We start from the raw sequence: 23,006 nt of genomic DNA, 5'->3' as shown, positions 1-23,006 counted from the left end.
AATCGCTGGCCAGAAGCGATGGATTCAGGCTGCTTTTCTGCTTATTTATCAGCATCAGCTTTGAAAATCCGTCATCCAAAAAGCGATTGCAGGGCGTACTCACAGGATGTGCGACCATTGCAACACCCGAACTGATGACATCCGATCGACAGCCCATTCATGAGGCTGCCGGCGACACTAAGGGCGCAAGCCCGCGATGAGAGAATACGGAGCGACGATCATGGCGACCACCGACACCGAGGTGAACGAGCTGATCAAACGGGAATACGAGTACGGATTTGTAACAGACATTGAATCCGACACGTTCGAACCCGGCCTTAATGAAGACGTTATCGCCCGCCTTTCCGGCCTCAAGAAAGAACCGGAATGGATGCTGGAGTGGCGGCTGAAAGCCTACCGTCGCTGGCTCGAAATGGACGAGCCGGATTGGGCCCATGTGGGCTACCCGAAAATCGACTATAACTCGATTTCCTACTACTCCGCGCCCAAGCGTCCGGAAGACATGCCCCAGAGCCTGGACGAAGTGGATCCGGAACTGCTGAAAACCTACGAAAAGCTGGGCATCCCCCTGCACGAGCGCGAAAAGTTGGCGGGCGTGGCTGTTGATGCCGTATTCGATTCGGTTTCCGTAGCAACAACGTTCAAGGAACCACTGGCCAAGGCCGGCGTGATCTTCTGCTCCATCTCCGAAGCGATCCAGGATTATCCGGAGCTGGTCAAAAAATACCTGGGCTCGGTAGTGCCGGCTGGTGACAACTTTTTCGCCGGGCTGAACTCCGCGGTCTTCTCCGATGGTACCTTTGTTTACGTACCCAAGGGCGTTCGCTGCCCCATGGAGCTGTCCACCTATTTCCGCATCAACGCGGCCAACACTGGCCAGTTTGAGCGTACCCTCATTATTGCCGAAGACAGCAGCTACGTGAGCTATCTTGAAGGTTGCACCGCGCCCATGCGGGACGAGAACCAGCTGCACGCGGCGGTCGTCGAGCTGGTGGCTCTGGACGACGCCCAGATCAAGTACTCCACGGTACAGAACTGGTACCCGGGTGATGAAGAAGGCAAAGGCGGCATCTTCAACTTCGTCACCAAGCGTGGCGCCGCCATCGGCAAGAACTCCAAGATTTCCTGGACCCAGGTCGAAACCGGCTCCGCGGTCACCTGGAAGTATCCGAGCTGCGTCCTGCGGGGCGAAAACAGCGTTGGTGAGTTCTATTCCGTAGCACTGACCAACAACTACCAGCAAGCCGACACCGGCACCAAGATGATTCACCTGGGCAAGAACACCTCCAGCACGATCATCTCCAAGGGTATTTCCGCCGGTAAGAGCTCCAACGCATACCGCGGCCTGGTGAAATTCGGTCCCGGGGCGGAAGGTGCACGTAACTTTACCCAGTGCGATTCGCTGCTGATCGGCGACCGCTGCGGCGCGCACACCTTCCCCTACATCGAGAGCAAGAACAAGTCGGCCATCGTTGAGCACGAGGCAACCACCTCGAAGGTCAGCGACGAGCAGATGTTCCTTTGCCGCCAGCGCGGTATCGACACGGAACAGGCGGTCTCCATGATCGTGAACGGCTTCTGTAAGGAAGTGTTCAAGGAGCTGCCCATGGAGTTCGCCGTCGAAGCCGGCAAACTGCTCGAAGTAAGCCTCGAAGGGTCCGTTGGTTAAACACCTTTGTCCTGCTGGCCTCGAAGAGGTCAGCAGGCGAGTCTAATTTTACAGACAGAATTTCGGAATAGAGAGACGTCTACAAATGCTGAGCATCAAGAACCTGCACGCATCCGTTGAGGGCAAAGAAATCCTCAAGGGCATCAACCTGGAAATCAAGGCCGGGGAAGTTCACGCCATCATGGGCCCCAACGGCTCTGGTAAGAGCACCCTGTCGCAGGTGCTGGCAGGCAACGACGCATTTGAAGTTACCGAGGGTGAAATCACCCTGAACGGCGAGAACCTGCTGGAACTTGAAACCGAAGAACGCGCTCGCGAAGGCATCTTCCTGGCGTTCCAGTACCCGGTGGAGATCCCCGGGGTGAGCAACCTGCAGTTCCTGCGCACCGCCGTGAACGCCATGCGCCAGCACAAAGGCCAGGACGAGATGAACGCGGCCGAGTTCATGAAGCTCGCCAGAGAAATCTCCAAGCAGGTGGATCTGGATCCGGCGTTCCTCAAGCGGGGTGTCAACGAAGGCTTCTCTGGTGGTGAGAAGAAGCGTAACGAGATCATGCAGGCACTGCTGCTGCAGCCAAAGCTGGCGATTCTCGACGAGACCGATTCCGGCCTCGACATCGACGCCCTGAAGGTTGTTTCTGACGGCGTGAACGCTCTGCGTGCGGAAGACCGCGCCATCCTGATGGTGACCCACTACCAGCGTCTGCTGAACCACATTGTGCCGGATTACGTGCACGTGCTGGCAGGCGGCAAGATCATCAAATCCGGTGGCCGCGAGCTGGCGCTGGAGCTGGAAGAACGCGGCTACGGCTGGCTGGGCATCAAGGATGAAGAAACTGCCGACAGTTCAGCTAACTAAGGAGGTCGCGGAATGAAACCAGCACCCACGCTTTCCACCGCGTTCCTGCATCCGGCCGGTCAGTCATTGCCGGAACCCCTGCTTGCCCTGCGCAAGCAGCGTGGAACCGCTCTGGTCGACATGCCGTTGCCGACCCGGAAAACCGAAAACTGGAAATACTCCAGCAAGTACCTGAAGCTGACCGACGACATGGCCATCTCCCTGCCGGCGGAAGGCAAGACCGGCAGCAGCCTGGCAGTGCCGGGCTACAAGGTTGCGTTCCTTAACGGCGTGATGATGCCGGAGGCCTGTGAATATCCGGATCTGGACGGCATCAGCATCAAGAGCTTCGGCGATCTGAGCGATGACGAAGCCAGCGATCTGGCGGATCGCCTGGACAGCACCCTGGATAACAAGGCGGTCCAAATGGCCCGGCTGAATTCCGCCCGCTTTGAAGACGGCCTGCTGATTCGCCTGAAGCCAGACGCCGTGCTCGACCAGCCGCTGTTCATTGTTCACGAGGTAACGGCCGAGGCCAGTGGTTCGGCTTTCCCGCGCATTTTCGTGGATGCCGGCCGTCACAGCCAGATTACCCTCGTGGAGGAGTACATCTCCAGTGGCTCGGCCCCAGTGATGGTCAACACAGTCACTGAATTTAACGTAGCCGACGGCGCAAACATCACCAGCATTCGCCTCAACATGGAAGGCGAGAATGTCCAGCACATTGGCTCTACCGGCGTTCTGCAGCAACGCAGCTCACGGTTTGAAAGCCACACCGTTGGCTTTGGTGGTCCCCTGCGCCGGCACGATCTTCAGGTTCGCCTGGAGGGCGAAGGTGCCGAGTGCAAGCTCAACGGCGTGGTTGTTACCCAGGGCAAACAGCACTACGACAACCACACCACCATCGAGCACGTGGCTGCCCACTGCAACAGCGAAGAGACCTACCGCAATATCGCAGCGGACCAGTCCCATGCCGTGTTCAATGGCCGGATTCATATCCATCAGGACGCCCAGAAGTCCAATGCGGATATGAACAACAAGAACCTGCTGCTGTCCAACGGGGCAGAGATCGATACCAAGCCGGAGCTGGAAATCTACGCCGACGACGTAAAATGTGCCCATGGCGCAACCATCGGCCAGCTTGATGAAATCTCACTGTTTTATCTGGTTTCACGGGGCATCGGCCGGCGTGAGGCGAACGTTCTGCTCACCATGGCCTTCATCAACGAGCTGGTAGAGCAGATTCCGATTGAAGCAGTGCGGGAAACGGTCCAGGGCCGGCTGAATCACTTCTTCGAACAGGCATTCCAGGAGGCGTAACCGGTTATGACCGATCTGTCCGTGGCAAGCACCGCCAAGCGCACCACCTTCGATGTGGACGCGATTCGCCGGGATTTCCCGATCCTGTCTCAGCAGGTGAACGGAAAGCCCCTGGTGTACCTGGACAATGGTGCGTCAGCCCAGAAGCCTGAAGCTGTGCTGAATGCCATGGATCGGTATTATCGGGAAATGCACTCCAACGTTCATCGTGGCGCCCATACGCTTGGAGATCGGGCCACTGCCGCCTTCGAAGGTGCCCGCGAGACGGTCCGCAACTTCCTGAATGCCGAGAGCACCAAAGAAATCATCTGGACCCGCGGCACCACCGAAGCCATCAACCTGGTTGCCAACGGCCTGGCACCGCGCCTGAAGGCCGGCGACGAGATCCTGGTGAGTCACATGGAGCATCACGCCAACATTGTGCCCTGGCAGATGATTGCCGAGCGCACTGGGGCGAAAGTGGTTCCGATTCAGGTGACACCGGACGGCGAGCTGGATCTCGAATCTTTCACCAGCCTGCTCAATGAGAAAACCCGGGTGCTGGCCATCACTCACGTCTCTAACGTGCTTGGCACCGTAAACCCGGTGGCGGCCCTGATTGAACAGGCCAAGGCCCACGGCATTATTACCCTGGTGGACGGCGCCCAGGCGGTGCCGCACTACCAGCCGGATGTGCAGGCACTGGGCTGCGACTTTTACGTGTTCTCCTCTCACAAGCTGTTTGGACCCACCGGTATTGGTGTGCTTTACGGCAAGGCCCAGTTGCTGGAGGAAATGCCTCCTTACCAGGGCGGCGGAGAGATGATCGAACGGGTTTCTTTTGAACGGACCACGTGGAATACCCTGCCCTACAAATTCGAGGCAGGCACCCCGGCCATTGCCGAGGCGGTCGGACTGGGAGCCGCCATCGACTACCTGAACAGCCTGGATCGTTCCGCCATGGAAGCGGCCGAGACCGCCCTGCTAGAGCGGGCCAACCAGTTGGTGGAAACCGTACCCGGCATGGAGATCATCGGTACGGCAAAACACAAAGTGCCGGTTATGTCCTTTAAAATTACCGGCCTGCACCCCAGTGATATAGGCACGCTGCTGGATCAGCAGGGTATTGCGATCCGCACCGGCCATCATTGCGCCATGCCGTTGATGGATTTCTATGGAGTTCCCGGTACAGCCCGGGCCTCATTCGCGTTCTACAATACACTGGACGAGGTGGATACATTGTTTACCGCCCTGCAGAAAGTCCAGCGTCTGTTTGCCTGATGGAGGTGGAATTATGACAGCCGAAGTCTTCACCCCGACCGTTGCCGTCACCATGACGCCCAGCGCGGTCAAGCACGTACGCAAACAGCTGGAGAAAAAGCCGGAAGCCAAAGGCATTCGGCTGGCTATCAAAAAGAGTGGCTGCTCCGGCTTCAAGTACGAAACCCAATGGGTGGAAGATGTCGCAGCCGACGACAAGGTTTTCCACATTGATGGCGTCGACGTCTTCGTTAAAGAGGAGCACCTGCCTCTGGTGAATGGCATTGAGATCGACTTCATCACCGAGGGCGTGAACTCCATGTTTCACTTCCGCAATCCGAACGCCACTGCAGAATGCGGATGCGGCGAGAGCTTTACCGTAGCGTAGTCCCTCACTGAACGTGTAGGTCGGATTAGCAAAGCGTAATCCGACACCAGAGATTGATAAAAGCGAGGCCCGAACAGGCATGCAAGAACGGGAAGTGGTCCTGACCAAACGCGAGGTGGAAGCCCGCCTTGTTCCTTCCGGAACCGAAATCATGATTCCGTCGGACACTTTTGTGACCATCACACAGTCACTGGGTGGCACCTTTACGGTCGCCGTTAACGGTAACCTTGCCCGGATTGAAGGCCACAATGCCGACGCGCTCGGCAAGAAACCCCTGGAAAGCAGCTTCGAAACGCCGGAAGACGGTACCGTCAACGAAAATCAGGTCTGGGAAGCCATGCAGAACTGCTACGATCCGGAAATTCCGGTGAACGTGGTGGATCTGGGCCTGATTTACGAGTGCAAGATTGAAAATGGCACCGAAGACGGCAACCATGTATACGTGCTGATGACCCTGACTGCCGCCGGCTGCGGCATGGGCCCGGTGATTACCGAGGATGTGAAAACCAAGCTCGAGCACGTGCCCAATGTGGACAAGGTGACCGTTGAACTGACCTTCGATCCGCCCTGGAGCAACGATATGCTCACTGACGAAGCCAAACTCGAACTGGGAATGCTGTAAATGACTGCCAGTGAACAGGACTTTCTGAACAACCCCTTGGGCAAAGACACCACCCTCGAAGATGTTCTGGATGGCTTCGAGCTGCTGGACGACTGGGAAGAGCGCTACGCCTTTATCATTGATCTGGGCAAGCAGCTTTCTGCGTTTCCTGAAGAATCCCGCGTTGAAGAAAACTATGTTCACGGCTGCCAGAGCCAGGTCTGGCTGATTCATCACTACGATGAAGGCAGCGGCCGGCTTTACCTGCTGATTGACTCGGACGCCATGATTGTTCGAGGACTCGCCGCCATCATTCTGGTCGCCCTTAACGGCAAAACCCCGAGGGACCTGCTGGCCACAGACATTGATGAGTTGTTCGAGCAGCTGGACCTGTTCCGGCACATTTCCCCGACCCGCGGCAACGGGCTCAGGGCGATGGTTGGCAAGATCCGCGACATTGCGGCCGCCGAGGTGGCCAACGCCAGCAATTGATGCCCGTCAGCCCTACCAGATAATCGCTATATCATCTCTCTGGATATTCACGATGCCGCCCAGTTGCGGCATCGTACCCCGGCTGAAATGCGGCTGAACTTTTTCGAGCGTCACTGACAAGTCGCTGTCCTGCAACTCTGGTGAGTCATCTGGTGATTCCAGGTAGCGCTTGCTGCGATAGATCTTTAACTCATCACCCGGCCTAAGGCCTGCTGTGGCCCCGGATTCCAGCGTTACAGAAAAGTCGTCTACCCGCGCAATTCTGGTCATGAAGGGCTGACACGCCAATGCATCCGTTACTGCCATCGCCATGTCTGCGATAACATCCTCGACAGCCTGACCGTAGGCGGTTTTCTGGAAGCCGGCAGAACCGAACCCTACTGCACTGCCAGGCCCGGCATCCCAATCGGCAGCGGCTTCAAATCTCTGACGATAGACCGGCGCGCCGCTGAAGCCATCGAAGATAACGAGATCAGCCGCAAACCGGCGCCGTTGATCCACCACCCCGATGCCCCGCTGCATTTTATCCAGCACGGAGGTGCCCCACGCTGAAGGGTCCGCAACGCCAAGATCCCGGATAACGCCTGTCACTACGAACTGAACGCCCATTTCACGGGCCAGTTCCAGCACGTTGGTCAATCGATTGTCGCCCTGTTGTACCGTCGGCGCGTTCAGCAGATCCGTGAACATCCGTGAGGTTGTTGCACCGAAAACCTGCAATCCGCCCTGAGCCACAAGACGCTGCTGGAGTTGTTGCGGCAAGATTTCGCCGGCGTCATCAATTCGCCCCACCCTGGCCTGGTCCGGATACAGCATAGGAAATCCGGTCACTGCAACACGCTTTTTCAAGCGCCCGGCATTCCCCGCCCCGCATTGGCTGCGACTCTCGCTGATATCGCCCCGAACAATCACCCGCAACAGGTTGCCGCTCTGGTACTCGTCGACTATTCGCACATTCCGGGCCCTGGCGCTTGAGGCGAGATCCATCCGTGACTCGGTGATCACGCCGTTTTTCATGGTGTCGTGCGTGCTTACCCTGGCTTCATACTGCAGGGAAAGGTCCCGGATCGCCGCCTTTCGTGCTTCCACCCGGGCGGCATCCAGATTCCCATTGTGGATATTGGCGTGACCCACGCCCTCCAGAACCACCGCATGGGCGCCAGAAACCACGAAGAGCGCCAGAGCTCCGAGCACAGCCAGTGACAGCAAGCGTTTCATAATTCTCGATACTCCCTACACTCTCTATACTCTCGATCAATCAAGGTAATACAGGGAATCCACGCCTTTGCTCTGCACATCGCCCACGCTGTCATTTTCCTGCGGCATGGGAATCGGGCAGAGATCCTGCACCTGATCATCAGCAACCTCAGCCACACAGGCCCGGAAACGTGGCTCAAGCTTCAGTTCCATCACGGTCTCGAACACGCCGTCGCTGTGTTCGTTGACGGCGACAAGCTTGGCGCCGCGAATATAGCTGTCGACGTAGGTTCTGAACATGTCATTGCGCAGCACAAAATCATTGACGGTGGAACTGCCGTACACGACGGTACCGTAGACCCGTTCAACGAGATTCCGGTAGGCGTCCAGCTGGGAGGCCCGGCGGGCCATCAGACGTTTGCGGGTATCCGAACGGTCGGCCGCAACATCCTCATAGGTACCCAGACCGCTCACCCGCACAGTGATTGGCTCCAGCATCGTATCCTGACGGGACTGGCTGCCGTTATCCCCCTGGTAACTGCCAACCGGCGCACAGGCAGCCACCGTTGTTGCCAGCAGAGGCATAAGTATCCAGCGAAGGTTCATTGCGTGTCTCCAGAAAACGTCATTTCCGGTTTACTATGAAAAAACTACGCCAGTTTTTCTAACTGCCTGATATTCCGACCAACAACTCCCAGCCGCATTGTTTTGCAATCCCTATGCGGCAAAAAACTGCCTCTGTTTACACATCAAAAACAAACCGTTACCCCATCCGTCATGAGCTGGATAAGGTTCTGCATTAACCTTTCATTTACGTAATATCTATTTTGCCTTTTTACTCGACAGGATTATTCATGAGCGGAAATCGTCTGACCAAACTTTCTGTAGCCATTGGCCTATCCATTGCCACCTCCTCTGCTCTGGCCAGCCCACAGTCTTTTATGTCTGCCCGCTCTTTCGCCATGGGCGGCACTGGGGTCGCGGTTGCAACACCATCATCAGCAGCGATGGATAACCCGGCGATGATGGCCTCCGATCACCATAGTTGGAACGATGATTTCGGGTTGATGCTGCCTTCAGTAAATGCGCGGGCTGCGGATGAGGAGGAAACGGTTGACCAGGTGGACGATATCCAGGATGTGATCACTGATCTGGAATCACTGGTATCCGGTTTTGATCCCAATACCGACGACCCACAAAGCATTCAGGACGGTGCCGCCGATCTCAGCGACCGTTTGACCGAATTCGACAGGGACACCATGCGAGTGAACGCAGGTCTGGGGCTGGGCCTGGCTGTGCCTGGACAATCTCTGGCTGTCGGCGTGTTCACCAATGCAAACCTGACAGCAACCGTTCGTGGAGACGTGTCCGATCAGGATATTACCGCTCTGGATACGATTGCCAATGCCGCAACGGCCCAGGACGTAAGCGATGCCATTGATCAGATCACAAATCCTGACGATACCCTCAACCTGAGCTCTCAGGGGCAGATTCTGGCATCCGCCGTCGGCGAAGTGGGTATCAGCTTTGCACGGGCTTTTGAACTGCAGAATGGCAACCGATTCCAACTTGGCCTGTCGCCGAAATACGTAGAGCTGCGCACCTTCCAGTACACCGAGGCCGTTTCCGGTTTCGAAGATGACGAATTCGACGATGACCAGTATCAGACTGAAAAGAGCGGCTTCAACCTCGACGTGGGCGCAGCCTACAGCTTCGGTGATTCCAACCAGTGGAACACCGGCATTGTCGTTAAAAACCTGATCCCCATGGAACTCGACTCCGCTGCCAGCCGGCCTTTGCTCGGAGAGGAAGTTCGCACATTAAAGCTGGACCCGATGGTTACAGCGGGCATTGCCCACAAGAGCGAATACCACGTTATCACCGCCGAAGTGGACCTGACCAAAAAGGAAGCCTTTGGCTTTGAGGACGACACCCAGTGGGCGGCTCTTGGCGCCGAATTCGACGCCTTCCGTTACGCCCAGCTGCGGGTGGGTGTTCGCCACAACCTGGCCAGCAATGATGACAACGACGGCATTGAAGAGAAAACCCAGTTCACTGCTGGTCTCGGACTGAACATTGTCGGCGTCCGCCTCGATATCGGTGCCCTGTACAGCGATGCCGATGTCGGTGCGGCTCTTGAGCTTGGCACCGCGTTCTGACGAAGAGCTGAAAGTGGGGTCAGATGAAGATTTCATCTGACCCCAACCCCCGATCAAAGCCCGCCCGGGCAATCCCGGGCGGGCTTTTTTGTGACCAGCCGCATCACAGGTTTGCCTGCCCTGCCCGGGAACCGGATAATCCACCGATACACTCCCGAAAGGAATCAGAGATTTCATGCAGGCCTATCTGGTTGGCGGTGCCGTTCGTGACGAATTACTCGGCCTTGAGGTCAAGGACCGGGATTGGGTGGTGGTCGGCGCAACTCCAAAGGAAATGCTAGCCAACGGCTTCAAGCAGGTGGGCGCGGACTTCCCGGTATTTCTGCATCCCCGAACCCGGGAAGAATATGCCCTGGCTCGCACCGAGCGGAAACAGGGGCGCGGCTACCACGGCTTCACTGTTTACAGCGCGCCCGACGTCACCCTTGAGCAGGATTTGAAGCGCCGGGACCTGACCATCAATGCGATGGCAAAGGCTGAAAACGGCGATCTGGTCGACCCCTTTGAAGGCCGCAGAGATATTGAAGATCGCAAGCTTCGGCATGTCTCGGAAGCTTTCGCGGAGGACCCCCTGAGAATTCTGCGCACCGCCCGGTTCGCAGCCCGCTTTCAACCGCTGGGATTTTCCGTGTGCGACCAGACCATGGCTCTGATGAAGCGCATGGTGGATAGCGGAGAAGTGGACCATCTGGTTCCCGAAAGGGTCTGGCAGGAATTCCAGCGGGCACTGGATGAACAGGCGTCCGAGGCCTTTTTTGACGTTCTCCGTGACTGCGGGGCCCTGGAGGTTCTTATTCCGGAGTTAGCTCCAGCAAAGGTTTTTCAACTCGCAATGGCGGCACTTGGCTGCGTCCACGACCAGTCCCACGCCGAGACGGAGGAGCGTTTTGCGGCCCTGCTCTCCCCCCTGGATGCCTCTGTAGCGATGGAAAGGGCCAAAGCCCTGAAGGCACCCAATGACTGTCAGAATCTGGCGCGACTGGTTACTGCCTTCACACCCCCGATCCAGGACATTGACGCCCAACGCCCTGAAGCCGAAGCGCTCCTGGATCTGCTCGACCAGGCGGACTTCTGGCGCCGCCCGGAACGTTTTTCGCAACTCCTGAACGTGCTTGAGTGCGCCCTGCCGAGCGATTCCCGCACACTGAACCTGCTTCGAACTGCCTCGGAAGCGGCTACCGGCGTTGAGCCGAGAACCCTCCTGGAGCAAGGTTATAAAGGCAAGGAACTGGGCAGCGCAATCCGGACTGAACGCCTGAAACGCATCGGCGACGCCGTCGCCCCGACCAACCACTGAGGAGCCACCATGCCGTCCACAACGCCCGTTGCCCTGGTCACCGGCGCAGCCCACCGTCTTGGCGAACAGACTGCCCGGACACTCCACGCAAGAGGCTGGAACCTGGTGATTCACTACCGGAGCCGGGAAGAGCAGGCGAACTCACTGATTGCGCAGATGAACCGCCAACGCCCAGACTCCGCCTGCGCCCTCAAGGCGGATCTGAGCCAGACAGCTGGGGTGGACCGGTTGGCCAGTGACGCCGTCGCACAGTGGGGCCGACTGGACGCACTGGTAAACAATGCGTCGGTCTTCTACCCTACCCCGACCGCAGACGCCACCGAAGAAGACTGGGACACCATCCTGAACACCAACCTCAGGGCCCCATTTTTCCTGCTGCAGGGGTGTCTGGCCGAACTTCGGCGAAACCGCGGCAGCGTCGTAAACCTGATCGATATTTACAGCGAAAGGCCCATCGATGATCACCCGCTGTACTGCGCCACCAAGGCCGGCCTGGCTGCCCTGACACGTTCCTGGGCAAAAGACCTGGCGCCGGACGTGCGCGTGAACGGCGTATCGCCAGGCGCAATCCTCTGGCCAGAGGGCGAAGCCGAGATGGATCAATCCGCCCAGCAGGCAATTCTCCAGAAGACCCCACTGGCCCGCACCGGCAACCCCGATGATATCGCCGAAACCATCGCGTTCCTGATCTGCGATGCGCCCTTTATCACCGGGCAGATCATCTCTGTTGATGGCGGCCGAAGCCTGAATATGTAGCGATACCTGCGCGCTCAGGGCCTGTTCTTTGGCCGCGCACCGCTTTCCGGATACAATGCAAGCAGTTTTCAATCCTGCACGCGCCGGCCCCAGTCCCGCGCGCGCCACTGATCCGGAGAATCCCCATGCGTGATGTCGTTATTGTTGCCGCCCGCCGTACTGCTATCGGAACCTTTGGCGGAGGTCTTTCCAGCCTGAGCGCAGACCAGCTGGGAACCGCCGTCATCAAGGCATTAATGGAAGAAACCGGCGTCGCCGGTGACCAGATCAACGAGGTGGTGCTGGGTCAGGTTCTTACCGCCGGTGTTGGCCAGAATCCGGCTCGCCAGTCTGCCATTAACGCCGGCCTTCCTGCCTCCGTGCCCGCCATGACGATCAACAAGGTCTGCGGCTCCGGTCTGAAAGCGGTTCACATGGCGGTGCAGGCCATCCGCTGTGGCGACGCCGAGATGATGATCGCCGGTGGCCAGGAGAGCATGAGCCAGGCGCCCCATGTGCTGCCCAACAGCCGAAATGGCCAGCGGATGGGCAACTGGTCCATGGTCGACACCATGATCAAGGACGGCCTGTGGGATGCCTTCAACGATTACCATATGGGTATCACCGCCGAGAACATCGTCGAGAAATACGGCATTAGCCGCGACGAGCAGGACGAATTTGCAGCTGCGTCCCAGCAGAAGGCCGCCGCCGCTCGCGAAGCCGGTTATTTCGATGGCCAGATTGTTCCGGTCTCCATTCCCCAGCGCAAGGGCGACCCGATTGTCGTTCACCGCGACGAAGGCCCCCGCGACGGCGTCACTGCCGAGGGGCTTGGCAAACTGCGTGCAGCCTTCAAGAAGGACGGTACCGTTACCGCCGGCAACGCCTCATCCCTGAACGATGGCGCGGCTGCCGTGATGGTCTGCAGTGCCGAGAAAGCCAAAGAACTGGGGCTGACTCCGATCGCCACCATCAAGGCTTACGCCAACGCCGGCGTGGACCCGACGATTATGGGCACCGGCCCAATTCCCGCCAGTCAACGCTGCCTGAAGCTTGCCGGCTGGAGCACGGATGATCTGGACCTGGTGGAAGCCAACGAAGCCTTCGCAGCCCAGGCCATTTCTGTAAATCGCGACATGGGCTGGGACACTGGAAAGGTTAACGTGAACGGCGGCGCCATTGCCCTGGGCCATCCCATCGGCGCATCCGGCTGCCGCATTCTGGTTTCCCTGCTGCATGAAATGGTTCGCCGTGATGTTCACAAGGGCCTGGCCACGCTGTGCATCGGTGGCGGAATGGGCGTTGCCCTGGCCGTTGAGCGCTAAGTTTCATGCTCCACGTTGTGCTGTACGAGCCGGAGATACCGCCGAACACCGGCAATATCATCCGGCTGTGCGCCAACACCGGTTGCCAGCTGCATCTCATTGAACCGCTGGGTTTTAACCTGGAAGACAAACAGATGCGACGGGCCGGGCTGGATTACAGCGAGTACGCCACGGTCAAGATCCACAAGAATTACCAGGGCTTCCTAGACAGCGAGCAGCCCGCACGCCTGTTCGGGCTGACCACCAAAGGCATCGCCCATTACCATGAAGTGAGCTATCAGGATGGCGACTACCTGATGTTCGGCCCGGAAACCCGCGGCCTGCCAGCTGATGTCCGCGAGGGGTTGCTGCCTGAGCATTGCCTGCGGGTTCCCATGCAACCGCATAGCCGCAGCCTGAATCTCTCCAACACCGCGGCCCTGGTGGTTTACGAGGCCTGGCGGCAGCTGGGGTTTAACGGAGCGACATAAAAAAACCGGCCTGAGCCGGTTTTTTTGTCTGATCCCAGTAGTGCAAATCAGTGAGTCTGCTGCTCTTCGCTTGCCTCGCCAGCAGCTTCTTCCTGCTTGCGCTTGAGCGCCTGGGCATAGATGGCGTCGAAGTTCACCGGCGCCAGCATCAGGGCCGGGAAGCTGCCCTTGCTCACAATACCGTCGATCGCTTCACGCGCATACGGGAACAGGATCGTCGGGCAGTAGGCGCCCAACATCTGGCCCAACTGCTGGCCTTCGATGCCCTGAACCAGGAACACGCCGCCCTGCTGGATCTCGACGATGTAAGCCACCTTCTCGCCCACTTTTGCGGTGACGGTCAGGGAAAGCACAACCTCATACTGGTTGTCGCTGACCTTGTTGTGGGAAGTATTCAGATCCAGGTTAACCTGCGGCTTCCACTGCTCCTGAAACACGGTGGGAGAGTTGGGCGACTCAAAAGACAGGTCCTTCACATAGATGCGCTGAAGGGCAAACTGGGGTTGGTTCTGGTTGTCACTGCCTGCTGCGGCTTGCTGATTCTCAGCCATTTTCAGTCCTTTCGTTCTCGATCATGGGCTCGGGGGCCCGTTATTATGGAATGCTATGGAGCGTGATGCCGGGACATTTTACGTTTAGGCTGGGCCGGCTTATGTGAAACAGTGCGGCAGAATGATCTTCAGATCAAGGGCCGCCCTATTTCTTCACCAGCGGCAGATTGCTGGCCTTCCAGTCGGCAACGCCGCCGTTCAGGCGAACCACATTGCTGAAGCCTTCCGCGTTCAGCTGCTTGACCGCCATGGCGGAATGCTGGCCCATCTTGTCGGCAACGATGATCTGCTTGTCCTTGAACTTGCTCAGCTCGCCAACCCGGCTCTTCAGGCTGTTCAGGGGAATGTTGATCGAGCCGGTAATGCGGCCCTCACCAAACTCCTTGCGGTCCCGGATGTCAACTACAACGGCTTCATCCTTGTTGATCAGATTGACCGCACCCTGGGCCGAGATCTTGGCACCGCCACGACGGGACTCCAGAATAAGGATGGCAACCAGGAATGCCACGAACAGCGACACAAGAATGTAGTGGTTAACGACAAATTCAAACAACCGGTCCATGAATTTACCCTGATAATGAGTTTGGCGGGATTATACACAGCCTGCTCCCCGGACAGAAGGTGACGAAAGTGGCCAGTAAATGCGAAAATAGATAAACTCCATTTTCGTTTTAGTAAATTTACTAACATTTTACTTCCGGACTGAATGATGACTGCAATGCGCAAGCCGACTGCACTGATTATCCTGGACGGCTGGGGCTACCGCGACCCGGCTGAAGACAACGCCATCAGCAACGCCAGCACCCCGTTCTGGGACAAACTCTGGCAAAACCAGCCCAAAACCCTGATTAACACCTCGGGCATGTTTGTTGGGCTGCCGCAGGGGCAAATGGGTAACTCGGAAGTTGGCCACATGAACCTGGGTGCAGGGCGCGTGGTCTATCAAAGCCTTACTCGTATCGACAAGGATCTCGAAGAAGGCACTTTCCAGGAAAACGAAGTGCTATGCTCAGCGATCGACAAGGCTGTCCAGAGCGGGCGAGCCGTTCATCTCATGGGCCTGATGTCTCCCGGTGGTGTTCACAGCCACGAAGACCATATTATTGCCGCTGCCGAACTTGCCGCCGCACGTGGCGCCAAGGAAGTCTACATCCACGCCTTCCTCGATGGCCGTGACATGCCACCCCGCAGCGCAAAACCATCACTGGAGAAGGCCGCAGCCAAATTGAAGAGCCTGGGAGTCGGCCGCGTTGCCTCGATTGTGGGCCGCTACTATGCCATGGATCGCGACAACCGCTGGGACCGCGTGGAAGCTGCCTACAATCTGATGACCCAGGGCACTGCGGAGTTCACTGCGGCAGATCCGGTATCCGGACTGGAACAGGCCTACGAGCGCGGGGAGAACGACGAGTTTGTAACCCCAACCCGAATCCACGCTCCGGGCGAGCCCGAGGGAACGATCAACGATGGTGACACGGTTCTGTTCATGAATTTCCGTGCCGACCGTGCCCGGGAAATGACCCGCACCTTTGTGGAGAAAGACTTCGACGGATTCGAGCGCAAGAAGCACCCGGAACTGGCCGACTTTGTGATGCTGACCGAGTACGCGGCGGACATCAAAACCTCCTGCGCTTACCCGCCCGAGCAGCTTACCAATGGCCTTGGCGAGTATATGGCGAAGCAGGGCAAGACCCAATTGCGCATCGCCGAAACCGAGAAATACGCCCACGTAACCTTCTTTTTTAATGGCGGCCTGGAAACACCGTTCGATGGTGAAGAGCGTATTCTTGTGCCCTCTCCCAAGGTGGCGACCTACGACCTGCAGCCGGAAATGAGCGCACCAGAGGTAACCGACAAACTGGTGGAAGCGATCAAGAGCGGCAAGTACGATCTGGTGATTTGCAATTATGCCAACGGCGACATGGTTGGTCACACCGGCAAACTGGATGCGGCGATCAAGGCGGCCGAATGCCTGGACGTATGCGTGAAGCGCGTTGTCGAGGCCCTGGATGAAGTGGGCGGCGAAGCTCTGATCACGGCAGACCACGGCAACTGCGAACAGATGACCGATCCGAATTCAGGCCAGGTTCACACCGCCCACACCATTGGCCCGGTGCCGCTGGTATATACCGGCCACCGCAATGTTGTGTTGAACAACGACGGCAGCCTGAGCGACGTTGCACCCTCTCTGCTCGCCCTGATGGGAATGGAGCAACCGGAGGAAATGACCGGGCACAGCCTGGTTGAGATCGGCTGATCCGGGAACGGAACCAACCCTTGCAACTCCACGCAATCCTGGCGCTAGCCCTCCTTTTGGGCGCAGCGCCGGCACTCGCCCAGCAGGATGTCACCCCGGCCCAGATCGAAGAACTCAAGGAACGCATTGAGGACATCGACGACTGGCTGGAGGACGCCGAAGAGGACCGCTCCTCCCTGGAGCGGCAACTTGCCGCGACCGAAAAGAATATCAGCCGTCTGACCCGTGAACGCCGCTCCCTGCGCCAGCAGGCGGAACAGCAGCAGCATAGGCTCCGGGAACTGGAAAGCGAGGCGCAAGAACTCACCCGAACCCTCGATCGCCAGCGGGACAGCCTGAAGAAGCAGATCCGTGCGGCCTGGATGGAAGGGGATGCGCCAGCGGTAAAGGTACTGCTCAATGAAATTGATCCGGACAAGATTGCCCGGACCATGACCTACTACGAATACCTCAGCAAGGACACGGTCGACCGTCTGGAGGCGTTCAGGCAAAGCCTGCAAGAGCTGAGAAGCACACAGGCTGCCGTGCAATCAACACGGGTCGAACTGGCCAGAACCGAGGAAAACGTCGCCAAACGCCAGCAGGAACTGACAGCATCCAGAAAGGAGCGCCAACAGACACTGGCCGCTCTCAATGCCGATATCCAGAACCGGCGCAGCGAGCGGGAAGAACTGGAATCCGACCGCAAACGGCTTGAAAAACTGCTGGCGGAAGTGCAGCAGGCGATCAACAACATCCCCTCACCCAATGAATCCCAGCCCTTCGCTTCACTACGTAACAAGCTGCCCTGGCCTGTAAAGGGACGGGTCCTGAGCCATTACGGAGAGCGCTATGCCGACGGCAAACTCCGTCGCAATGGCCTGCTGATCGGCACCGGGAACGAAGCAGAGATCCGCGCCATACACTATGGCCGGGTCGTTTTTGCCAACTGGCTTCGGGGCTTTGGCCTGATTACCATCATTGACCACGGCGATGGCTACATGACACTTTACGGGCACAGCAGCAGCCTGTTCACCAGCCCCGGAGACTGGGTGGCCGCCGGCGAACCCATTGCACAGGCAGGCCGTACCGGTGGCACAGATTCCCCGGCGCTCTACTTTGAAGTCCGGCACAACGGAAAACCGGACAATCCTGGCCGATGGCTGGCAAACTGAGAGCCTCCGGGAGGGCTGACAAACGCCGCAGGTAACGCCATACTGTCCGGAGTCAGGGAAACCAGTCCAACTATCGGAATAAAAACGGGATATGTGAATGAAACGGGTCAGAAGTACACTCCACGCCTTGCCATTACGCAGCATTGCTCTCGCTACCTGTTTCGCAACCGCTTCCGGACTGGCCTGGGCCCAGGAAGAAGACGCCACTACCGAACAGCTACTGGAAGGCATCCAGAACGGCGAACGTGTGGAAATCAGCCTCCCGGATCCCGAAAAGCAACTGCCACTGGAAGACCTTCGCAAGTTCACCGAGGTATTCAGCCGCATCAAGGATGCCTATGTCGAGGAAGTTAGCGATCGCAAACTCCTCGAAAGCGCCATTAAAGGCATGTTGTCAGACCTCGATCCTCACTCCACCTACCTGGCACCCAAGGACTACGAAGAGCTCGAAGAGAGCACCTCCGGCGAGTTCGGCGGGCTGGGCATTGAAGTGGGCATGGAAAACGGTTTTGTGAAAGTAATCGCGCCCATCGACGACACGCCGGCGCAGAAGGCAGGTGTCCAGGCCGGAGACCTGATCATCAAGCTGGATGAGAAGCCCGTTAAGGGCATGAGCCTGGAAGAGGCCGTTCAGCTAATGCGTGGCAAACCCGGATCGATCCTGACGCTCACCATTATGCGTGAGGGCGAAAGCGCCCCCATCGAAATCGAAGTGGAACGTGACGTCATCAAGGTCACCAGCGTGAAATCCCGAATGCTGGAAAATGGCTACGGTTATGTTCGCATTACCCAGTTCCAGGCGGATACCGGCTCGCAGTTCAAGGATGCCCTTAACGGACTGGAGGAAAAACTCGGGCGCGATCTTGACGGCCTTGTTATCGACCTGCGCAACAATCCGGGCGGAGTGCTGCAAGCGGCGGTCGAGACTGCTGATGCCCTACTTGATGAAGGACTGATTGTCTATACCGAAGGCCGCATCCAGAGTTCCCGCCTGCGCTTCAGCGCACGGTCGGGCGACATCATGGAAGGCACGCCCATTGTAGTACTGATCAACGGCGGCTCCGCCTCCGCTTCAGAAATCCTCGCCGGCGCACTTCAGGACCATGAGCGTGCTGTGGTGATGGGCACCAAATCCTTCGGCAAGGGCAGTGTCCAGACGGTCATTCCGCTGGATGAGACCCACGCCATCAAGATGACTACCGCGCGCTATTACACACCGGATGGCCGCTCCATCCAGGCCACCGGCATCAAACCCGATATTGAAGTACGACCGGCGGAACTCAAGGAGCTCGACAGCAAGCCGTTCTTCACCGAAGCGGATCTGAGCGGGCACCTTGAAGGCCAGAACGAGGGGCAGGACCAGGATGGAAACAATGACGCCCAGAACGAAACCGGCTCTCTCGCCGACCGTGATTATCAGCTACGCTCGGCACTGAACCTGCTCAAGGGAATCCGGATCCTGAACCCGAACAACAAAACCAAGGCAGAAGGAAACGATCAGTGAGAGTAGTCAGTACTCTGCTGGCCGTGGCATTTTGTTTTACCGCCGGCGCGGCGGCCGCGGAGCCGGCAAGAAAGGCTCTGCCGCCCACCATTGCCATCATTATTGATGACATGGGCCACAGTCTTGTCGAAGGTGAGCGACTGGCAAACCTGGATCAGCCGCTGACACTCGCTTTTCTGCCCTACCGTCCACACACGGACAGCCTGGCCCGGCTCGCCTACAAACAGCACAAAGAAATCATGCTGCACGCCCCCATGGCCAACACCCGCAACTATGGCCTGGGCCCGGGCGGCCTGACACCTGACATGGACGAACAGAGCATGGTGACCACCCTTCGCCGTGCTCTGCAGTCGATTCCCCATGTGCAGGGCGTGAACAACCACATGGGCAGCCTGCTGACCCAGCAACTGCAACCCATGGACTGGGTGATGAAAGAGCTGTTCCGCTACCCGGTGTACTTTATCGACAGCCGCACCATCGCCTCATCCGTAGCCGGTGATGTCGCAGCGGCCTACCGCATTCCGACCATGACCCGGGACGTGTTTCTCGACCACGAACAGACAGAGGAGTTTGTGGACCGCCAGTTCAAACTGCTGATCAAGCGCGCCAAAGAAAACGGCAGCGCCATTGGCATCGGCCATCCTCACAAGGTCACCGTGGATTATCTGGAGAAGCACCTGCCAAAACTGGATGAGCAAGGTATCGCCATTGCCACCGTCAGCGGCCTTTGGGCCATGCGCAATGGCAATCGGGAGATGTTTGCGGAAGGAGAAAAGCAGGCCATTCGACCTGCTTTTGCACAGAAAAAGTAATCTGGGCTGTCGGATTACGGCTTTGCCTAATCCGACCTACGATAGGAATGCACGCGGATAACAGTAGGTCGGATTAGACGACGTCGTAATCCGACAAACCATCCACCCTATTCGCGAACTTCTATGCCCTGAGCCTTCATAAAGGCCTTCGCTTCAGGAATGGTGTGTTGTCCGAAGTGAAAGATTGACGCCGCCAATACCGCATCGGCACCGCCCTGGGTCACGCCATCGGCCAGGTGCTGCAGCTCTCCGACACCACCGGAGGCAATCACCGGCACAATCACAGCATCGCTGATGGCTTTGGTCAGCCCGAGATCAAATCCGATTTTGGTGCCGTCCCGGTCCATGCTGGTCAGCAGTAACTCACCAGCCCCCATTTCCACCATCTTGCGGGCCCATTCCACGGCATCCAGTCCGGTAGGCTTTCGGCCACCGTGGGTAAAGATTTCCCACCTAGGCTCCTCGCCCTCAGCACTCACCCGCTTGGCATCAATGGCCACCACGATGCACTGGCTACCGAAGCGATCCGCCGCTTCCCGAACAAACTCGGGGCTGAACACAGCTGCAGTGTTGATCGACACCTTGTCTGCACCGGCATTCAGCAGTTTGCGTATGTCATCCACAGTACGCACGCCACCGCCGACAGTGAGGGGAATGAAAACTTCCGCCGCCATTCGCTCAACGGTCTCGTAGGTGGTGTCACGGCTTTCATGACTGGCCGTGATGTCGAGGAAGGTGATTTCGTCGGCACCCTGCTCGTTGTAACGACGGGCCACTTCCACCGGGTCGCCGGCATCACGGATATCAACGAAATTGACGCCCTTCACCACGCGGCCTTTGTCGACATCGAGGCAGGGAATGATGCGTTTCGCCAGAGCCATAAGCCGCCCTTACCCCTTCAGACCGTCGCAGAAAGCCTGCGCTTCAGCGACATCCAGGGTGCCTTCATAGATGGCACGGCCTGTGATGGCACCAAGAATGCCCTTGTCCGCCACGGTAGCCAGGCGCTTGAGATCATCCATATTGGTCACGCCGCCAGAGGCGATGACGGGAATCCCGCCTTCTTCCGCCAGCGCAGCCGTAGCCTCCACGTTCACGCCCTGCATCATGCCGTCGCGGCTGATGTCGGTGTAAACAATGGCGTCCACACCGTCGTTGGCAAACCGTTTGGCAAGATCGGTGGCCATCACTTCCGAGACCTCCGCCCAGCCATCGGTGGCCACGCGGCCGTCTTTGGCGTCCAGCCCAACGATGATGTGGCCCGGGAATTTCTTGCACATCTCGGTGACAAATTCCGGCTCTTTCACCGCCTTGGTGCCGATGATGACCCACTGCACACCGGCCTTCAGGTAAGCCTCGATGGTTTCTGCCGACCGGATACCGCCACCGATCTGGATGGGCAGATCCGGGTATTTGCGGGCAATGGCCTGGACAATCTCGCCGTTGACTGGCTCTCCGGCAAAGGCGCCGTTCAGGTCAACCAGGTGCAGACGGCGGGCGCCGGCTTCCACCCAGCGTGTGGCCATATCGACAGGATCGTCACCAAAAACCGTGGAGTCGTCCATCCGGCCCTGACGCAGGCGTACACATTTGCCGTCTTTCAGATCGATTGCGGGAATTATCAGCATTTTCCAGTCCAGTTTGTAAAATTCTCGAGCAACTGCAAGCCCGCCCGGGCACTTTTCTCCGGGTGGAATTGCACTGCAAAAATATTGTTCCGCGCTACTGCTGCCGCAAGATCCACCCCATAGTGGGTGCGGCCTGCCATATCAGCGTTGCCCTCGGCTTCTGCGTAGAAGCTGTGCACGAAGTAGAAACGGTCGCCTTCGGGAATGTTATGCCAAAGGGGATGATCAATGGTCTGCTGCACCTGGTTCCAACCCATGTGGGGCACTTTCAGGCGCTCACTGTTTTCCGTGAGGTGGTCACCGAAATAGCGCACTTCCGAAGGGAACAGGCCGATGCAGTCAACGCCGCCGTTTTCTTCACTGCGGGACATCAGGGCCTGCATGCCCACGCAGATGCCAAGAAACGGGCGATCCTGAGAGACCTCACGAACCAGATCCACTACTCCGAGACGATGCATTTCGGCCATACAATCGCGAATCGCGCCAACGCCAGGGAGGATGACACGATCGGCTTCACGGATTTTTTCGGCGTTGTCGGTGACCAGTACGGTGGTGTTCGGGGCAACGTGCTCAACTGCTTTTTTGGCAGAGTGAAGATTGCCCATGCCGTAGTCGATTATGGCAACGGTTTTCATGGTTGTTGCGATGTCCTTGATTGACCGGAGAAAAATGACCGGTTAAAGCGAGCCTTCTGACAACGAGGCGTTTACAGCGAGCCCTTAGTGGACGGTGTAATGCCGGCCATCCGCTCGTCCATTTCAATCGCCATACGCAGGGCACGACCGAAGGCCTTGAACACGGTTTCAATCTGATGGTGGGTGTTTTTACCCTTCAGATTGTCGATGTGCAGGGTCACCATGGAGTGGTTCACAAAGCCGTGGAAGAACTCCTCGAACAGATCAACGTCAAAGCCACCCACGGCACCGCGAGTGTACGGCACATCCATCATCAGGCCCGGGCGGCCAGACAGATCGATAACCACACGCGAGAGGGCTTCATCCAGAGGCACATAGGCGTGGCCGTAACGACGAATGCCCTTCTTGTCGCCAACGGCCTGCTTGAATGCCTGGCCAAGGGTGATGCCGATGTCTTCCACGGTGTGGTGGTCGTCAATGTGCAGATCGCCCCTGGAAACGATGTTCAGATCCACCAGACCGTGGCGGGCGATCTGGTCCATCATGTGCTCCAGAAACGGCACGCCGGTATCGAAACTGGATTTGCCGGTGCCGTCGAGATCAATCTCAACGGTGATCTGGGTTTCAAGGGTATTTCTTTCTACCCGAGCCTTACGTTCGGCCATGGGGACTCCGTGACAATTGAGCGGCATAACGCCGGGAAAATTCTATCCGGCGATTATACCTTTTATGTCC

The 23,006-nt window shown here is 57.9% G+C and carries 24 protein-coding genes; 16 read left to right on the top strand and 8 right to left on the bottom strand.

Features of this window, described 5'->3' with window-relative positions:
* The first annotated feature begins 220 nt into the window (after positions 1-220).
* From sufB to ACWJ62_RS00545, 7 genes are all read left to right on the top strand, one after another.
* Positions 221-1,669 carry a Fe-S cluster assembly protein SufB gene (gene sufB / locus ACWJ62_RS00575; protein ID WP_449284446.1) on the top strand — a complete coding sequence of 483 codons (1,449 nt, stop codon included), beginning with the start codon at positions 221-223 and terminating at the stop codon, positions 1,667-1,669.
* Between the two features lie 85 nt (positions 1,670-1,754).
* Positions 1,755-2,528 (top strand): Fe-S cluster assembly ATPase SufC, encoded by a 774-nt coding sequence (sufC, locus tag ACWJ62_RS00570; RefSeq protein WP_449284445.1) that lies wholly within the window; start codon positions 1,755-1,757, stop codon positions 2,526-2,528.
* 12 nt (positions 2,529-2,540) lie between these two features.
* Entirely contained in the window at positions 2,541-3,827 is a 1,287-nt protein-coding gene (gene sufD / locus ACWJ62_RS00565) for a Fe-S cluster assembly protein SufD (RefSeq protein WP_449284444.1), read from the top strand.
* Positions 3,828-3,833: 6 nt separating this feature from the next.
* Positions 3,834-5,087 (top strand): aminotransferase class V-fold PLP-dependent enzyme, encoded by a 1,254-nt coding sequence (locus ACWJ62_RS00560; RefSeq protein WP_449284443.1) that lies wholly within the window; start codon positions 3,834-3,836, stop codon positions 5,085-5,087.
* Between the two features lie 13 nt (positions 5,088-5,100).
* Complete coding sequence (locus ACWJ62_RS00555) at positions 5,101-5,454, top strand: HesB/IscA family protein (RefSeq protein WP_148608981.1); 354 nt, start codon at positions 5,101-5,103, stop codon at positions 5,452-5,454.
* A gap of 79 nt (positions 5,455-5,533) precedes the next feature.
* Complete coding sequence (sufT, locus tag ACWJ62_RS00550) at positions 5,534-6,076, top strand: putative Fe-S cluster assembly protein SufT (protein WP_088827054.1); 543 nt, start codon at positions 5,534-5,536, stop codon at positions 6,074-6,076.
* Positions 6,077-6,547, top strand: coding sequence for a SufE family protein (locus ACWJ62_RS00545; RefSeq protein WP_449284442.1), 471 nt, complete (start codon positions 6,077-6,079; stop codon positions 6,545-6,547).
* Positions 6,548-6,559: 12 nt separating this feature from the next.
* Here ACWJ62_RS00545 and ACWJ62_RS00540 read toward each other — a convergent pair whose 3' ends face one another.
* Both ACWJ62_RS00540 and ACWJ62_RS00535 read right to left on the bottom strand, forming a co-directional pair.
* A complete protein-coding gene (locus ACWJ62_RS00540) occupies positions 6,560-7,765 on the bottom strand; it encodes a flagellar assembly protein T N-terminal domain-containing protein (protein WP_449284441.1) in 1,206 nt (401 codons plus the stop codon).
* Positions 7,766-7,801: 36 nt separating this feature from the next.
* Positions 7,802-8,350: an LPP20 family lipoprotein gene (locus tag ACWJ62_RS00535; RefSeq protein WP_449284440.1), complete on the bottom strand. Its 549-nt coding sequence runs from the start codon at positions 8,348-8,350 to the stop codon at positions 7,802-7,804.
* A 248-nt stretch (positions 8,351-8,598) separates the two neighbouring features.
* Between ACWJ62_RS00535 and traF the strand changes: the two genes are divergently transcribed.
* From traF to trmL, 5 genes are all read left to right on the top strand, one after another.
* Positions 8,599-9,903, top strand: coding sequence for a conjugal transfer protein TraF (gene traF / locus ACWJ62_RS00530; RefSeq protein ID WP_449284439.1), 1,305 nt, complete (start codon positions 8,599-8,601; stop codon positions 9,901-9,903).
* Between the two features lie 175 nt (positions 9,904-10,078).
* Positions 10,079-11,200 (top strand): multifunctional CCA tRNA nucleotidyl transferase/2'3'-cyclic phosphodiesterase/2'nucleotidase/phosphatase, encoded by a 1,122-nt coding sequence (locus ACWJ62_RS00525; RefSeq protein ID WP_449284438.1) that lies wholly within the window; start codon positions 10,079-10,081, stop codon positions 11,198-11,200.
* Positions 11,201-11,209: 9 nt separating this feature from the next.
* Positions 11,210-11,956 carry a pteridine reductase gene (locus tag ACWJ62_RS00520; protein WP_449284437.1) on the top strand — a complete coding sequence of 249 codons (747 nt, stop codon included), beginning with the start codon at positions 11,210-11,212 and terminating at the stop codon, positions 11,954-11,956.
* Between the two features lie 125 nt (positions 11,957-12,081).
* Positions 12,082-13,260 carry an acetyl-CoA C-acetyltransferase gene (locus tag ACWJ62_RS00515; protein WP_449284436.1) on the top strand — a complete coding sequence of 393 codons (1,179 nt, stop codon included), beginning with the start codon at positions 12,082-12,084 and terminating at the stop codon, positions 13,258-13,260.
* A 5-nt stretch (positions 13,261-13,265) separates the two neighbouring features.
* Complete coding sequence (trmL, locus tag ACWJ62_RS00510) at positions 13,266-13,730, top strand: tRNA (uridine(34)/cytosine(34)/5-carboxymethylaminomethyluridine(34)-2'-O)-methyltransferase TrmL (protein WP_449284435.1); 465 nt, start codon at positions 13,266-13,268, stop codon at positions 13,728-13,730.
* Between the two features lie 47 nt (positions 13,731-13,777).
* Here trmL and secB read toward each other — a convergent pair whose 3' ends face one another.
* Positions 13,778-14,281 (bottom strand): protein-export chaperone SecB, encoded by a 504-nt coding sequence (secB, locus tag ACWJ62_RS00505; protein WP_405417116.1) that lies wholly within the window; start codon positions 14,279-14,281, stop codon positions 13,778-13,780.
* 145 nt (positions 14,282-14,426) lie between these two features.
* Positions 14,427-14,843, bottom strand: coding sequence for a rhodanese-like domain-containing protein (locus ACWJ62_RS00500; protein WP_008169323.1), 417 nt, complete (start codon positions 14,841-14,843; stop codon positions 14,427-14,429).
* 147 nt (positions 14,844-14,990) lie between these two features.
* On the opposite strand from ACWJ62_RS00500, the gene gpmM reads away from it, so the two are divergent.
* The 4 genes from gpmM to ACWJ62_RS00480 all read left to right on the top strand — a co-directional run bounded on the left by gpmM (position 14,991) and on the right by ACWJ62_RS00480 (position 20,008).
* Complete coding sequence (gene gpmM, locus ACWJ62_RS00495) at positions 14,991-16,538, top strand: 2,3-bisphosphoglycerate-independent phosphoglycerate mutase (RefSeq protein WP_449285329.1); 1,548 nt, start codon at positions 14,991-14,993, stop codon at positions 16,536-16,538.
* A gap of 20 nt (positions 16,539-16,558) precedes the next feature.
* Positions 16,559-17,692 carry a murein hydrolase activator EnvC family protein gene (locus ACWJ62_RS00490; RefSeq protein ID WP_449284434.1) on the top strand — a complete coding sequence of 378 codons (1,134 nt, stop codon included), beginning with the start codon at positions 16,559-16,561 and terminating at the stop codon, positions 17,690-17,692.
* 97 nt (positions 17,693-17,789) lie between these two features.
* Entirely contained in the window at positions 17,790-19,196 is a 1,407-nt protein-coding gene (locus tag ACWJ62_RS00485) for a S41 family peptidase (protein WP_449284433.1), read from the top strand.
* Positions 19,193-20,008 (top strand): divergent polysaccharide deacetylase family protein, encoded by an 816-nt coding sequence (locus ACWJ62_RS00480; RefSeq protein WP_449284432.1) that lies wholly within the window; start codon positions 19,193-19,195, stop codon positions 20,006-20,008. The genes ACWJ62_RS00485 and ACWJ62_RS00480 overlap by 4 nt, the downstream gene beginning before the upstream one ends.
* Positions 20,009-20,115: 107 nt before the next feature.
* Here ACWJ62_RS00480 and hisF read toward each other — a convergent pair whose 3' ends face one another.
* The 4 genes from hisF to hisB form a co-directional block, all read right to left on the bottom strand.
* Positions 20,116-20,889, bottom strand: a complete 774-nt coding sequence (gene hisF, locus ACWJ62_RS00475) for an imidazole glycerol phosphate synthase subunit HisF (protein WP_449284431.1) — start codon at positions 20,887-20,889, stop codon at positions 20,116-20,118.
* Between the two features lie 9 nt (positions 20,890-20,898).
* Positions 20,899-21,636 carry a 1-(5-phosphoribosyl)-5-[(5-phosphoribosylamino)methylideneamino]imidazole-4-carboxamide isomerase gene (gene hisA, locus ACWJ62_RS00470; RefSeq protein ID WP_014578248.1) on the bottom strand — a complete coding sequence of 246 codons (738 nt, stop codon included), beginning with the start codon at positions 21,634-21,636 and terminating at the stop codon, positions 20,899-20,901.
* Positions 21,630-22,271 (bottom strand): imidazole glycerol phosphate synthase subunit HisH, encoded by a 642-nt coding sequence (gene hisH, locus ACWJ62_RS00465; protein ID WP_449284430.1) that lies wholly within the window; start codon positions 22,269-22,271, stop codon positions 21,630-21,632. Before hisH ends, hisA begins: the two co-directional genes overlap by 7 nt.
* 71 nt (positions 22,272-22,342) lie before the next feature.
* Positions 22,343-22,936 carry an imidazoleglycerol-phosphate dehydratase HisB gene (gene hisB, locus ACWJ62_RS00460; protein ID WP_014578250.1) on the bottom strand — a complete coding sequence of 198 codons (594 nt, stop codon included), beginning with the start codon at positions 22,934-22,936 and terminating at the stop codon, positions 22,343-22,345.
* Positions 22,937-23,006 lie beyond the last annotated feature (70 nt).

Source organism: Marinobacter sp. PE14, assembly GCF_053566155.1.
This window is presented reverse-complemented; position numbering and strand designations above follow the sequence as displayed.